Here is a 12,706-nt window from a genome sequence, read left to right on the forward strand (position 1 = left end):
GATGATGTCCCGTCTCGCTTTCCGGCGCTGGTTCTGGTTGCACAAATGGTCGAGCCTTGTGTGCACCGGATTCCTGCTGCTGATTTGCGTGACGGGACTTCCTCTGGTTTTTAGCGATGAGATCGGAGACTGGCTCGAAACAGGGCCGGCCTACGCATCCGTTCCGGACGGTACGCCCGCGGTAAGCCTGGACAGCGTCGTGGCAACTGCACGGGCCATGTACCCCGAGCAGGTCGTCGGCAACATCTTCATCGACGACGACGAGCCGAGGATCATGGTGGCCATGGCTCCGTCGTGGGCCGCCTTTGCCGCCGATCGCTCCACCTCGCACTGGATCAAGTTCGACGCGCATACCGGCAAGGTTCTCGCCGAGTCGCAAACGTTCAGCGGCGACGGGGGCCGTTTCATCGCGATCATGCTCAGCCTCCACCGCGATCTGTTCGCGGGTCTCACTGGCGAGCTGTTCATGGGCGCGATGGCGTTGCTGTTCGTCATCGCGATCGTTTCGGGCGTTGTTGCCTATGGCCCCTTCATGCGGAAGCTCGATTTCGGCACGGTGCGCACCGGAAGGTCCCGGCGCCTGAAATGGCTCGACCTGCACAATCTGACCGGCATCGTCCTCCTCGCGTGGATGACCGTTGTCGGTGTAACCGGCGTCATCAATGAGCTGTCGACACCGCTATTCGGCCTGTGGCGGCTCACGGATGTCCAGGCCATGCTGCTGCCGTTTCGCAACAAGCCGACACCACAGCAAAACGAGCTGAGTTCGCCACAGGGAGCCCTGGATGCCGTGAGGGCGGCCATGCCCGAGATGATCGCGAACAGCGTCGTCTTTCCCGGCTCGCCCTTCGGGTCACCCTATCATTATGTCGTCTGGACCAAGGGCCGGCAGCCCTTGACGTCGCGGCTGTTCAGCCCTGCGCTCGTCGATGCGCGCTCGGGCAAGCTGACGGCCGTGGTGGAAATGCCCTGGTATTTGCGCGCGCTGGAAGTCTCGCGCCCTTTGCATTTCGGCGACTATGGCGGGTTGCCTCTCAAGATTCTCTGGGCGCTCCTCGATCTCGTGACGATCGTGGTCCTGGCGAGCGGCCTTTATCTCTGGCTGTCGCGCAAGGCGTCCTGGAATGAAGCCGAACAGGAATTGGCTGTCAGCAATGCGGCGGCCCCGTTGCCCGAGGCTGCGGAGTGACCAGCCCACGAATATCGAATTCATTCCGTCACATCTGGCGCTGGCCGCTGATGCTCGCGTTGCTGACGGTCTTTGGCCTCCTGTCGGCCTTGCTGGGGCAGGGCGGAGTATGGTGGCCTCTGTCGTGGATCGCCCTGGCCGTTCTGCTGATCGTCATCGTTGCCTTCGCGTCGCGCTCGGTCCGCCGGAATCGGACCACGCGCGCAGGACAGTCGCTCGGATCCAAATAGGCGCAGTCTCGGGACGTAGCGATCGGACCCGCTGGACATGCTGGCGGTTGCTGAGTCCTGGCGGTTTTGCGGGTATCAGGGATCGAGGCTGGTGCTGCCGGACAGGATTGAACTGTCGACCTCTCCCTTACCAAGGGAGTGCTCTACCACTGAGCTACGGCAGCAGGCGCTGGCAAAGAATCGGGCCGCCACATGGGCCCGCCAAGCGGGGCGATGGATGCCACAAGGCCCCCTCATGTGCAAGCTTGCCGGCCGTGGGAAATCGATAAAATCGATCCCGTCGTGCGCCGGAGGCGGGCTTTTTGTCCCGAAATGACCGATTTCGGGCGATTTTGGTTCCACGGAATCCCCAGCCAACCGGCCAGTTGGCCAGGCCCTCGAATTTGGCCAATTCTCCCGCTTCGTTGCCGAGGCGGTATCCCCTTGAGCTGTCGCCATTCGATGGCATTCTGCGGCCGACCGCTTTGATGAGCCCAAAATGACCGACGAGAACGACAAGATCGCAAGGAACGACAGGGCGTCCCGGGAGAGCCGGCTGAAATCGGCGCTGCGCGAGAACCTGAAGCGGCGCAAGACGCAGGCGCGCGAGCGCGCCGCGCCCCCCGATCCCTCGCGGAACGAAGATGGGCCCCTGGATGAGGGGCAGGCCGGGAAGGCCGGCGGATAATTGATGGAAGAGTGAGAGTGACGATGGGGCAGGATGATCCGCGACGAGCCGAGGGGAACGCGCTGATGTCGCAATTCACGCGGCCCGAACAGACATTCCCGACGTTGACGGCCTCCGAGATCGAGCGGATGCGGCATTTCGGCGAGGTTCGCAGCTACGCCGATGGTGAATTCCTGTTCGAGACCGGCAAGCCCGGGCCCGGCATGTTCGTCGTGCTGAAGGGGCATGTCGCCCTCAGCCAGCGTGACGGCCTTGGTCATGTCACCCCCTTGATCGACCAGGGGCCGGGGCAATTCCTGGCCGAGCTCAGCCAGCTCTCCGGCCGCCCGGCTCTGGTGGACGGTCGTGCCGAGGGCGAGGTCGAAACGCTGTTGCTGCCGCCGGAGCGCCTGCGCGCGCTGCTGGTCGCCGAGGCCGAGCTTGGCGAACGCATCATGCGCGCGCTGATTCTTCGCAGGGTCAATTTGCTCCAGGGCGGCGTCGGCGGTCTGGTGCTGATCGGCCCTTCGCATTCGGCCGGCGTGGTGCGGCTGCAGAGCTTTCTGACCCGCAACGGCCAGCCGCACCATCTGCTCGATCCCGATGGTGATCGCGACGCCGCCGAAGTCATCGCGCGCTATTCGCCCAAGCCCGAGGACTGGCCGCTGGTTGTCACCGCTGGCGGCGAGGTGCTGCGCAATCCCAGCGAAACCGAAGTCGCGCGCGCGATCGGCATGATCGGCGGCCCCCGCAACGACCGCATCTACGATGTCGCGATCGTCGGCTGCGGACCGGCGGGTCTCGCCACTGCGGTGTATGCTGCCTCCGAAGGGCTTTCCGTCGCGGTGCTCGACACCCGCGCCTTCGGCGGCCAGGCCGGCGCAAGCGCGCGCATCGAAAACTATCTGGGTTTTCCGACCGGCATTTCCGGCCAGGCGCTGACCGCGCGCGCGTTCAACCAGGCGCAGAAATTCGGCGCCGACATCATGATTCCCGTCACCGTGAAGTCGCTCGACTGCACGCGCACCGATGGCGCATTTTCGGTCGCGCTCGACGGCGGCGATCCGCTGCGATCGCGCGCGGTGGTGGTCGCGAGCGGCGCGCGCTATCGGCGGCCGCAGATCGACAATCTCGAGACATTCGAAGGGCGCGGCGTCTGGTACTGGGCCTCCCCCGTCGAGGCGCGGCTCTGTGCGGGCGAGGAGGTGGCGCTGGTCGGCGCGGGCAATTCGGCGGGCCAGGCCGCCGTGTTCCTGTCGGGACACGCCAGGAAGGTTTTGATGATCATCCGCGGCGGCGGCCTCGGCGCCAGCATGTCGCGCTATCTCATCGAGCGCATCGAGGCGACGCCGAACATCGAACTGCTCTTCAACACCGAGATCACGGCGCTTGAAGGCGACGAGGCCTCGCTGCTGCGGCGCGTCCACTGGAAGAGCCGGTTGTCGAGTGACAAGGACGCCGCCGACATCCGCAATCTCTTTCTGTTCGTCGGCGCCGATCCCGCGACCGCGTGGCTCGACGGCTGCGGCGTGACGCTGGATCGCGGCGGCTTCGTCGTCACCGGCGCGCAGTCCGAGCAGAACCAGGGCCGGCTCGTGGCGCCGCTCGAAACCTCGGTGCCCGGCGTCTACGCGGTCGGCGATGTCCGCTCCGGCTCGGTCAAGCGCGTCGGCGGCGCCATCGGCGAGGGCGCCCAGGTCGTGGCCTCCCTGCACGGCTATCTCGGCGACGCCGCAAAACCGGCGCTTTAGTCAAGGACAAGACAAGCAAACGGCAAGTGCAATGTGACTTGCCATCTTGCCGTGTCATGCGTGACTATCCCCTCATCCCCGGAGCGCGTTCGCGCGCGTCTCACTGTGAGGAACGAAAACACAACAAGCTTCAAGGGAGGACCAAATGGCTGATCTCGTCGTGCTCTACAAGACGCCCAAGGATGCTGCGGCCTTCGACAAATATTATTTCGAAACGCATGTCCCGCTCGCAAAGAAACTTCCCGGCCTCAGGAAGTACACCGTGAGCAAGGGACCGGTCGGCACGCCCGGGGGGCCCTCGCAATTTCATCTGATCGCGACGCTCTCCTTCGACAGTCTTGCCGACATCCAGAAGGCGTTCGGCACGCCGGAAGGCAAGGCGGCCGCGGGCGACGTGCCGAAATTCGCGTCCGGTGGTGTCGAGATGCAGATGTTCGACACGCGCGAGGTCTGACGCGCCGGCGGAGGCTTCGGCTTTCGTCGAAAGCCTGCCGTGTTTTGTGACGGTCATGCGAAATTTTCGAGCAGGCGCTCGTCGTTCGGTACGGCGGGCGCCTCACATGCGCGTCAGGTCGCCATCTTCGCATGTAGCAATCCAATGAGGACCGTAATACCATTCGCTTCGTCTCAATGGGGAGAGTTGCCATGGTGCTTGGGTTGAGCCTGCCTGCCTTCACGTTGGTCCATGTCATCATCAGTCTGGTCGGGATCGTCGCCGGCATCATCGTGATGTTCGGACTGCTCGGCTCGAAACCGATGCCGGGCCTTACCGCGATCTTCCTGCTGTTCACGATCCTGACCAGCGCCACCGGCTTCCTGTTTCCGTTCAAGGAGCTGTTGCCCTCGCACATGGTGGGCATTCTGTCCCTGGTGCTGCTGGCGATCGCCTGTATCGCGCTCTACGGCATGAAGCTCTCGGGTGCCTGGCGTCCGATCTATGTCGTGACCGCGATGGTCTCGCTCTATCTCAACATCTTCGTGCTGGTCATCCAGTCGTTCCTGAAGGTGCCGGCACTGGCCACGCTTGCACCCGCCGTTCCGCCGGCGCCACCGTCGGGCCCTGTATTCGGCGCAGTGCAGGGCATCGTGCTGGTGTTCTTCGTGCTGGTGATTATCGGCGCCTGGCGCCGCTTCAGGCCGGCGACGTTTGCCTGATCGATTACAGCGGCTGTTCCCGCCGTCACGGGATGGGGCGCGTGTGTCGGACCCCGACGCTCGCGCCATCCTCTCCAGCTTCCGGGGTCATGTCTGACGGCCCCGACTGACGTCTCTCACTGAAGGAGTGCTCCCATGCCAACGATCACCACCAAGGACGGCGTCGAGATCTTCTACAAGGACTGGGGCTCGGGCCAGCCGATCGTGTTCAGCCATGGCTGGCCGCTGTCGTCCGACGACTGGGACGCGCAGATGATGTTCTTTGTCACGCACGGCTACCGCGTCGTCGCCCATGACCGCCGCGGCCACGGCCGCTCCGCGCAGGTCGCCGACGGCCATGACATGGATCACTATGCGGACGATCTGGCGGCCGTGACGTCGCATCTCGATCTGAAGAGCGCGATCCATGTCGGTCATTCCACCGGCGGCGGCGAGGTCGTGCACTACATCGCCCGTCACGGCGAGAGCCGGGTGGCGAAGGCCGCCATCCTCTCCGCGGTGCCGCCCTTGATGGTGCAGACGGCGGCCAATCCGGGCGGCCTGCCCAAGAAGGTCTTCGACGATTTCCAGGCGCAACTCGCCGCCGGCCGCTCGGCCTTCTATCGCGATATCGCCGCCGGTCCCTTCTACGGCTACAACCGTCCGGGCGCGAAGCCGTCCGAAGCGGTGATTCAGAACTGGTGGCGTCAGGGCATGATGGGCGGCGCGAAGGCGCATTACGACGGCATCGTCGCGTTTTCGCAGACCGACTTCACCGAAGATCTCAAGAAGATCACCGTGCCCGTTCTCGTGATGCATGGCGACGACGACCAGATCGTACCTTACGCCGATTCCGCGCCGCTGTCGGCCAAGCTTCTGAAGAACGGCACGCTGAAGACCTACAAGGGCTTTCCGCACGGCATGCCGACCACGGAGGCCGCGACGATCAACGCGGACCTGCTGGCGTTCTTCAAGGGATGAAGGACGAGCGCGTCACTTCAATATCGCCCTGATCGCGTCGAACGTTCGTTTCACGAAAGCCTCGGGCTTCTCGCGCGCACCTTCGCCGATCCAGCTTTCGCCGCCGACGCGCATCGCGCCGGTGGCGATCATGGCGACGAGCCGCGCCTTCGACCGCTCCGATTTGCGGCCGGAGCGCTGCGCGAGCCCGTCGGCGAGCGCGCGTTCGAGCTTCTCGTATTTGAGCTGGTCGCGCGCCTGAAGCGCGGGGTTGTCGCGCTTGAGCCGTGACATCGCGGCAGCCTCGGCCGGATCGATCCGCTTCACCGCCGTCGCGATGGCATTCTCGGCCGCCGTCAGCATGGATTCGCTCGCGGGCCGGGCAACGATCTCGGCGACCAGCGCGGTCGCCGCGTCTTCCTGCCAGGCGGCGACCACGTCCTCCTTCGAGGCGAAATAGTGGAAGAAGCTGCGGCGCGACATGTCGGCCGCGGCCGAGATGTCGTCGATGGTGGTGGCCTCGAAGCCGCGTTCCAGGAACAGCGCCATCGCCGCGCGGGTCAGCCGCTCGCGCGTCGCTTCGCGCTTGCGTTGGCGCAAGCCCGGCGCCACGGGCGATTTACGTCCCGGGGACAATGGCTTGGCGCGTGTCCTGGCCTGGTTCGACGCCTTCAAATTCCTTCACCTCTTGCAAAATTGCACTGAGTGCACATTTAGACCCGTCGCGGGCCTTTTCCACCCCCGACAGCCTGGAGATATGGCATGACCGACTGGACCACGGCAGACATTCCCTCCCTTGCCGGCAGGACAGCCGTCGTCACCGGGGCGACGGGCGGCCTCGGCTACGAGACGGCGATGGCGCTGGCCGGCGCCGGAGCCATTGTCATACTCACCGGGCGCAACGACGCAAAGGGCCTGCAGGCGATCGAGGGCATCTGCAGCCGGTTTCCCGACGCGCTGATCGCCTATGAGCATCTGGATCTGGCCAGCCTCGCTTCCGTCGCCGATTTCGCCAGGCGCTTTGCCGCCAGCAACGAGCAGCTCGACCTCCTGATCAACAATGCCGGCGTGATGGCGCTGCCGAAACGGCAGCAGACGGACGACGGCTTCGAGATGCAGTTCGGCACCAACTATCTCGGCCATTACGCGCTCACCGCGCGCCTGTTGCCGCAGCTCCGCCGCGCGCGCAGCCCGCGCGTCGTCAATCTGTCCAGCCTTGCGCACCGCTCCGGCGCGATCGATTTCGACGATCTCGACGGCAAGCGGTCCTATCGTCCGTGGCGTGCCTATTCCCAATCCAAGCTCGCGATGCTGATGTTCGCGCTGGAATTGCAGCGCCGCAGCCTCGCCGGCGGCTGGGGCCTCATGAGCCTCGCCGCCCATCCCGGCTATGCGCGGACCGATCTCATCTCCAATGGCCCCGGCGCCGACGCCTTCACGTGGCGGGTCGGCCGGGTGCTGCAGCCTCTCATCAGCCAGTCGGCCGCGGACGGCGCGCTGCCGACGCTGTTCGCGGCGACCTCGGCGGCTGCGGAGCCCGGCGGCTATTACGGCCCGAACGGTTTCTACGAATTGAAGGGAGCGCCGGTGCCGGCGAGGATCATGTCGCGGGCGAAAGATTTCGCCGCAGCGGCGATGCTGTGGGATGTCTCGGCGACCCTGACCGGTGTATCCTTCGACGAGATCGCGGCCGCCGCATGAGCCGCGACGCCGTGAGGGATGTTCCGATGCAGGTCATCATCTTCGGTGCGACCGGCATGGTCGGGCAGGGTGTGCTGCGCGAATGCCTGATCGATCCCGGCATCGAGCGCGTGCTGGTGGTCGGCCGCAGTTCGACCGGCGTTCGCAATGCCAAGCTCACCGAGATCGTCCACGACGACTTCCTGGACTATTCGGCGATCGAGCCGCGGCTCACGGGCTTCGATGCCTGCTTCTTCTGCCTCGGCGTGTCCTCGATCGGCATGAGCGAGGAGCGCTACCGGCACTTCACCCACGACATCACCCTCGCGGCGGCGACGGTGCTGGCGAAGCTCAATCGGCGGATGACCTTCGTCTACGTCACCGGCGCCGGAACCGATTCCACCGAACAGGGCGCGCTGATGTGGGCACGCGTCAAGGGGAAGACCGAGAACGATCTGCTCAGGCTGCCGTTCAGGGCCGCCTACATGTTCCGGCCCGGCGTGATCCAGCCGCTGCACGGCGCGCGCTCCAAGACCGCCTGGGTGCAGGCGGTCTATGACGTGAGCTGGCCGTTGTGGTCGGTGCTGCGCCGCCTCGCGCCCAGGCTCGTCACCTCGACCGAGCAGATCGGCCGCGCCATGATCCGGGTCGCCCGGGAGGGCTATTCGAGGAAGGTGCTGGAGATGGAGAACATCAATAGCCTCTAGCCCGCCACTCCGCTAGTTTTCCGGATATTCCGGCTTGCTTCCGCGTTGAGCCGGATGCCCCTGAAGGAGAAGTGTCGGCGATGTCCTCCCAGCTCAAGATGATCGCGCTCGATGCCGACGATCTCGCGGTGATCTCCACCCATGTGCAGGACGCCCGCGTCCAGGCCTCCGATATCATCTGGCGGCAGGGTGAGAAGCGTCTCGTGGTCGGCATGAGCCGGCTGGACTGGGAACAGACGCTGGAAGGCCGGACCGAGCCGCGCCGGCGGGTCGCAGCCCTTCGCTTCGACCGTGTGCTCGCCTGCAAGGCGCGCAACATCGATCTGGCCGTGCCCGACAAGGTGCTGGACCTCGTCGGCATCGAGTTTCATCCTCAGGACGGCCGCGACGAGGAGCCCGGCGGCAGCGCGCTGCTGCTGTTCGCCGACGGCGCCGCGGTCCGCCTCGACGTCGAGTGCCTGGAATGCGAGCTGACCGACCTCGGGGCCGACGAATTGGGGACCGCGGCGGAGATCGAGGGGGAAGGGTGAGGTGGGATACCAGGCGGCGATCGCGTCCCGGCGGAAACCCTGGACCACGCCGGAGCGGAACGGCCCGGGCTCGGGCCCAGCCTCCGGGCCGGCCAAGGGTTGACGCCGCTTTCCCGCCGCGCCATTGAGCAGGGGCTTGGTGATGCCAGCCCGCCCCCAAGGACCAGCCAAAAGACTGTCGAAAAATGCCCGTTCGTCTCGACCGCAGCAGCGCCGATTTTGACCAGCGATTCGTGGCCTTCCTGGCCGCCAAGCGCGAGGTGTCGGCCGACGTCGAGGCCACAGCGCGCGGCATCGTCGACGACGTGGCCCGGCGCGGCGATGCCGCCCTGATCGAGGCCACCGCCAAGTTCGACCGGCTGACGCTGGATGCGGCGTCCCTGCGCGTCTCGGCCGGCGAGATCGATGCCGCCGTGAAGGTCTGCGATGCCGCGACGCTCGATGCGCTGAAACTGGCGCGCGACCGGATCGAGACCTACCATCTGCGCCAGCTCCCGAAGGACGAGCGCTTCACCGATCCGCTCGGGGTCGAGCTCGGCTGGCGCTACACCGCGATCGAATCCGTCGGCCTCTACGTGCCCGGCGGCACCGCGGCCTATCCGTCCTCGGTGCTGATGAACGCCGTGCCGGCGAAAGTGGCCGGCGTCTCGCGCCTGGTGATGGTGGTGCCGGCGCCCGACGGCAAGCTCAATCCGCTGGTGCTGGCGGCGGCCCAGCTCGGCGGCGTCACCGAGATCTACCGCGTCGGTGGCGCGCAGGCGGTGGCCGCGCTCGCCCACGGCACCGCGGCGATCGCGCCGGTCGCCAAGATCGTCGGCCCCGGCAACGCCTATGTCGCCGCCGCCAAGCGGCTGGTGTTCGGCAAGGTCGGCATCGATATGATCGCCGGTCCGTCCGAGGTGCTGGTCATCGCCGACGACACCGGCAACGCCGACTGGATCGCCGCCGACCTGCTGGCGCAGGCCGAGCACGATGCCAGCGCGCAGTCGATCCTGATCACCGATTCCGCGCGCCTCGCCGCCGACGTCGAGAAGGCCGTCGAAGCCCAGTTGAAGACGCTGCCGCGCGCGGCGATCGCGCGCGCCTCCTGGGCGGATTTCGGTGCCGTCATCATGGTGAAGAATCTGAGCGAGGCCATCCCGCTCGCCGATGCCATCGCCGCGGAGCATCTCGAAATCATGACCGCGGATCCCGACGCGCTCGCCGCGAAGATCCGCAACGCCGGCGCGGTATTCCTCGGCCCGCATACGCCGGAGGCGATCGGCGATTACGTCGGCGGCTCCAACCACGTGCTGCCGACGGCGCGTTCGGCGCGATTCTCCTCGGGACTGTCGGTGCACGACTTCATCAAGCGCACCTCGATCCTGAAATGCGGCCCCGACCAGCTCCGCGCGCTCGGCCCCGCCGCGATGACGCTCGGCAAGGCGGAGGGGCTGGACGCTCATTCACGCTCGATTGGATTGCGCCTCAATCTGTCATGACCCAGCCGCCCGAACAGGACGACTCGACCAACCGCATCGTCGCGGTCACCCTCGACGAGGACTCGATCGGCCGTTCCGGGCCCGACATCGAGCATGAGCGCGCCATCGCGATCTACGACCTGATCGAGCAGAACCTGTTCGCGCCCGACGGCGCGGACGGCAAGGGGCCGTTCACGCTGCATATCGGCATCAGCGGCAATCGCCTGATGTTCGACATCCGCCGCGAAGATGGCACGCCCGTGGTCGCGCATCTGTTGTCGCTGACGCCGTTCCGGCGGATCGTGAAGGACTATTTCATGATCTGCGACAGCTACTATCAGGCGATCCGCACCGCGACCCCGGACAAGATCGAGGCCATCGACATGGGCCGTCGCGGCATCCACGACGAGGGATCGCGCACGCTGCAGGAGCGGCTGAAGGGCAAGGTGCGGGTCGATTTCGAGACCTCACGCCGTCTGTTCACGCTCATCACCGTTCTGCACTGGAAGGGCTAGGGCATGGCCCGGAACAATGTGCAGCGATCGTCCGGCAAGGCCATGCCCTCCATCATGGGGGGCTAGACCGGATGGCGGCGCCGCCACGCGCACGCGATCCGCAATCGGTGCTGTTCGCTTGCGCGATGAACAGCGTGCGCTCTCCGATGGCCGAGAGCCTGCTGCAGCACATGTTCCCGCAAGGCCTCTATGTGAAGTCGGCCGGCGCCAGGAAGGGTGAGCTCGATCCGTTCGCCGTCACCGTGATGGCCGAACTCGGCCAGGACATCTCCGCGCACAAGCCGCAGACCTTCGAGGAGCTCGAGGATTGGGAGGGGCTGAATTTCGACCTCATCATCACGCTCTCGCCAGAGGCACACCACAAGGCGCTGGAACTGACCCGCACGCTCGCCGCCGACGTCGAATACTGGCCGACGCAGGATCCCACCACGATCGAAGGCAGCCGCGACCAGAAGCTCGCCGCCTATCGCGAAGTCTGCGACCAGCTCCTGCTGCGCATCCGCAGGCGGTTCGCGAAAGTGGGCGCGGCGAGCGGGTAGCATTCGCCGCCCGTAACACCCGCGTCACAGACTGAGGGCACACGCATGTCGGACACCTCGAATCACCAAACCTCGGGTTCCCGGGTTGTGAAATCAGCCCCCTTCCGATAGGTTCCGCGCGCAATTCACCCCCTGCTTCGCCCCCGCAAATCACCTGATGCTCGGCCGCCCCAAATTCGTTCTTGCCTCCGGTTCGCCGCGACGCCTGTCGCTGCTCAACCAGGCTGGCATCGAGCCTGACGCGCTCCGTCCGGCCGACGTCGACGAGACGCCGAAGCGGGGCGAGCTGCCGCGCGCCTGTGCCAATCGCTTGGCGCGGGCCAAGGCCGACGCGGCGCTGAAATCGGTGCAGCTCGACGACGAGCTGCGCGGCGCCTTCATCCTCGCCGCCGACACCGTGGTGGCGGTCGGCCGGCGGATCCTGCCCAAGGCGAACCTCGTCGACGAGGCCGCGCAGTGCCTGAGGCTGCTCTCGGGACGCAATCACCGCGTCTACACCGCGATCTGCCTGGTGACCCCGCGCGAGGCCTTCCGCCAGCGCCTGGTCGAGACCCGCGTCCGCTTCAAGCGCCTCTCGGAGGACGACATCCAGGCCTATATCGGCTCCGGCGAGTGGCGCGGCAAAGCCGGCGGCTATGCCGTGCAGGGCATCGCGGGCTCCTTCGTGGTCAAGATGGTGGGCTCCTACACCAACGTCGTCGGCCTGCCGCTCTACGAGACCACCACGCTGCTCGGCGGCGAAGGCTTCCCGATCCGCTTCGGCTGGCTCAACGCCGTCGGCGTCTGAGCGCGGCCCGGGCATGGCCCGACAAAAATCCCGAAAACAACCCCATGCACAGTAGGATCGCCGCGTCAGACCCGGTGGAGGCGCCTGCGCGTCCATCGGAGGAACCCGCATGCCGACAGGCTCTTGAACCCCGTAACCTCGTGTAAGCTGCCCCGACCATGGACGACCACGTCAAAAAGCCCGCCGGTTCCGTGAAAACCTGCCCGATCTGCGGCAAGCCGGCCGTGCACGCCACCCGTCCGTTCTGCTCGCCGCGCTGCCGCGACGTCGACTTGAACCGCTGGCTGAAGGGCTCCTACGTCATCCCCGGCCGCGACGACGGGGTCGATGACGTCGAATAGTCGTTAAGTCTCAATTGCTTGCCGAAATGTTCGGCGGGCCGCGCGCCAGCCGCAGCAAGCCTCCCGCACCTTGTGCACAGCCGGGCCGCTCCCGGCGAAGCCTCTTGGCGAAGCCGGGTGGACAGGCTGCTCCGAGCCCACTATAAACCGCCCGCTCGATGGGCCTTGGGTCCTTCGCTCGGCACGCCCAGGTAGCTCAGTTGGTAGAGCATGCGACTGAAAATCGCAGTGTCGGTG

General features: G+C 66.1%; 15 protein-coding genes and 1 tRNA gene. 14 read left to right on the forward strand and 2 right to left on the reverse strand.

Annotated features, from left to right (window positions below):
• The first annotated feature begins 4 nt into the window (after positions 1-4).
• On the forward strand, positions 5-1,189 hold the full coding sequence (locus tag QM712_RS20115; RefSeq protein WP_415024879.1) for a PepSY-associated TM helix domain-containing protein: 1,185 nt from the start codon (positions 5-7) through the stop codon (positions 1,187-1,189).
• 319 nt (positions 1,190-1,508) lie between these two features.
• Here the strand turns inward: QM712_RS20115 and QM712_RS20120 are convergent.
• A tRNA-Thr gene (locus QM712_RS20120) sits at positions 1,509-1,583 on the reverse strand.
• A gap of 314 nt (positions 1,584-1,897) precedes the next feature.
• Here QM712_RS20120 and QM712_RS20125 point away from each other — a divergent pair.
• From QM712_RS20125 to QM712_RS20145, 5 genes are all read left to right on the forward strand, one after another.
• Positions 1,898-2,086: a hypothetical protein gene (locus QM712_RS20125; RefSeq protein ID WP_415024880.1), complete on the forward strand. Its 189-nt coding sequence runs from the start codon at positions 1,898-1,900 to the stop codon at positions 2,084-2,086.
• 23 nt (positions 2,087-2,109) lie between these two features.
• Positions 2,110-3,816 (forward strand): FAD-dependent oxidoreductase, encoded by a 1,707-nt coding sequence (locus QM712_RS20130; RefSeq protein WP_415024881.1) that lies wholly within the window; start codon positions 2,110-2,112, stop codon positions 3,814-3,816.
• Positions 3,817-3,961: 145 nt separating this feature from the next.
• Positions 3,962-4,270 (forward strand): EthD family reductase, encoded by a 309-nt coding sequence (locus QM712_RS20135; protein ID WP_415024882.1) that lies wholly within the window; start codon positions 3,962-3,964, stop codon positions 4,268-4,270.
• Positions 4,271-4,461: 191 nt separating this feature from the next.
• On the forward strand, positions 4,462-4,971 hold the full coding sequence (locus QM712_RS20140) for a hypothetical protein (RefSeq protein WP_415024883.1): 510 nt from the start codon (positions 4,462-4,464) through the stop codon (positions 4,969-4,971).
• 135 nt (positions 4,972-5,106) lie between these two features.
• On the forward strand, positions 5,107-5,931 hold the full coding sequence (locus QM712_RS20145) for an alpha/beta fold hydrolase (protein WP_415024884.1): 825 nt from the start codon (positions 5,107-5,109) through the stop codon (positions 5,929-5,931).
• A gap of 12 nt (positions 5,932-5,943) precedes the next feature.
• Here QM712_RS20145 and QM712_RS20150 read toward each other — a convergent pair whose 3' ends face one another.
• Positions 5,944-6,546, reverse strand: coding sequence for a TetR/AcrR family transcriptional regulator (locus QM712_RS20150; protein ID WP_415024896.1), 603 nt, complete (start codon positions 6,544-6,546; stop codon positions 5,944-5,946).
• A 126-nt stretch (positions 6,547-6,672) separates the two neighbouring features.
• On the opposite strand from QM712_RS20150, the gene QM712_RS20155 reads away from it, so the two are divergent.
• The 8 genes from QM712_RS20155 (at position 6,673) to yacG (ending at position 12,469) form a co-directional block, all read left to right on the forward strand.
• Entirely contained in the window at positions 6,673-7,611 is a 939-nt protein-coding gene (locus QM712_RS20155) for an SDR family oxidoreductase (RefSeq protein ID WP_415024885.1), read from the forward strand.
• 26 nt (positions 7,612-7,637) lie between these two features.
• The gene (locus tag QM712_RS20160) at positions 7,638-8,297 is read left to right on the forward strand and encodes an NAD-dependent epimerase/dehydratase family protein (RefSeq protein ID WP_415024886.1); all 660 of its coding nucleotides are present in this window, start codon (positions 7,638-7,640) and stop codon (positions 8,295-8,297) included.
• 80 nt (positions 8,298-8,377) lie between these two features.
• On the forward strand, positions 8,378-8,827 hold the full coding sequence (locus QM712_RS20165; RefSeq protein ID WP_415024887.1) for a DUF2948 family protein: 450 nt from the start codon (positions 8,378-8,380) through the stop codon (positions 8,825-8,827).
• 185 nt (positions 8,828-9,012) lie between these two features.
• Complete coding sequence (hisD, locus tag QM712_RS20170; RefSeq protein WP_415024888.1) at positions 9,013-10,308, forward strand: histidinol dehydrogenase; 1,296 nt, start codon at positions 9,013-9,015, stop codon at positions 10,306-10,308.
• On the forward strand, positions 10,305-10,802 hold the full coding sequence (locus tag QM712_RS20175) for a UPF0262 family protein (RefSeq protein WP_212298552.1): 498 nt from the start codon (positions 10,305-10,307) through the stop codon (positions 10,800-10,802). Before hisD ends, QM712_RS20175 begins: the two co-directional genes overlap by 4 nt.
• Positions 10,803-10,873: 71 nt before the next feature.
• Complete coding sequence (locus tag QM712_RS20180; protein ID WP_415024889.1) at positions 10,874-11,341, forward strand: low molecular weight phosphatase family protein; 468 nt, start codon at positions 10,874-10,876, stop codon at positions 11,339-11,341.
• 157 nt (positions 11,342-11,498) lie between these two features.
• Positions 11,499-12,128, forward strand: a complete 630-nt coding sequence (locus QM712_RS20185; protein WP_415024890.1) for a Maf-like protein — start codon at positions 11,499-11,501, stop codon at positions 12,126-12,128.
• 158 nt (positions 12,129-12,286) lie between these two features.
• Positions 12,287-12,469, forward strand: a complete 183-nt coding sequence (gene yacG / locus QM712_RS20190) for a DNA gyrase inhibitor YacG (protein WP_415024891.1) — start codon at positions 12,287-12,289, stop codon at positions 12,467-12,469.
• The last annotated feature ends 237 nt before the right edge of the window (positions 12,470-12,706 follow it).

Origin of the sequence: Bradyrhizobium sp., from assembly GCF_047605465.1 — a bacterium.
Taxonomy (GTDB): domain Bacteria; phylum Pseudomonadota; class Alphaproteobacteria; order Rhizobiales; family Xanthobacteraceae; genus Bradyrhizobium.

Coding starts and splice junctions, on each gene's coding strand:
- QM712_RS20145 (WP_415024884.1), top strand. CDS start 5,107: ATGCCAACGATCACCACCAAGGACGGCGTCGAGATCTTCTACAAGGAC.
- QM712_RS20135 (WP_415024882.1), top strand. CDS start 3,962: ATGGCTGATCTCGTCGTGCTCTACAAGACGCCCAAGGATGCTGCGGCC.
- yacG (WP_415024891.1), top strand. CDS start 12,287: ATGGACGACCACGTCAAAAAGCCCGCCGGTTCCGTGAAAACCTGCCCG.
- QM712_RS20165 (WP_415024887.1), top strand. CDS start 8,378: ATGTCCTCCCAGCTCAAGATGATCGCGCTCGATGCCGACGATCTCGCG.
- QM712_RS20185 (WP_415024890.1), top strand. CDS start 11,499: ATGCTCGGCCGCCCCAAATTCGTTCTTGCCTCCGGTTCGCCGCGACGC.
- QM712_RS20160 (WP_415024886.1), top strand. CDS start 7,638: ATGCAGGTCATCATCTTCGGTGCGACCGGCATGGTCGGGCAGGGTGTG.
- hisD (WP_415024888.1), top strand. CDS start 9,013: ATGCCCGTTCGTCTCGACCGCAGCAGCGCCGATTTTGACCAGCGATTC.
- QM712_RS20175 (WP_212298552.1), top strand. CDS start 10,305: ATGACCCAGCCGCCCGAACAGGACGACTCGACCAACCGCATCGTCGCG.
- QM712_RS20180 (WP_415024889.1), top strand. CDS start 10,874: ATGGCGGCGCCGCCACGCGCACGCGATCCGCAATCGGTGCTGTTCGCT.
- QM712_RS20115 (WP_415024879.1), top strand. CDS start 5: ATGTCCCGTCTCGCTTTCCGGCGCTGGTTCTGGTTGCACAAATGGTCG.
- QM712_RS20155 (WP_415024885.1), top strand. CDS start 6,673: ATGACCGACTGGACCACGGCAGACATTCCCTCCCTTGCCGGCAGGACA.
- QM712_RS20140 (WP_415024883.1), top strand. CDS start 4,462: ATGGTGCTTGGGTTGAGCCTGCCTGCCTTCACGTTGGTCCATGTCATC.
- QM712_RS20130 (WP_415024881.1), top strand. CDS start 2,110: ATGGGGCAGGATGATCCGCGACGAGCCGAGGGGAACGCGCTGATGTCG.
- QM712_RS20125 (WP_415024880.1), top strand. CDS start 1,898: ATGACCGACGAGAACGACAAGATCGCAAGGAACGACAGGGCGTCCCGG.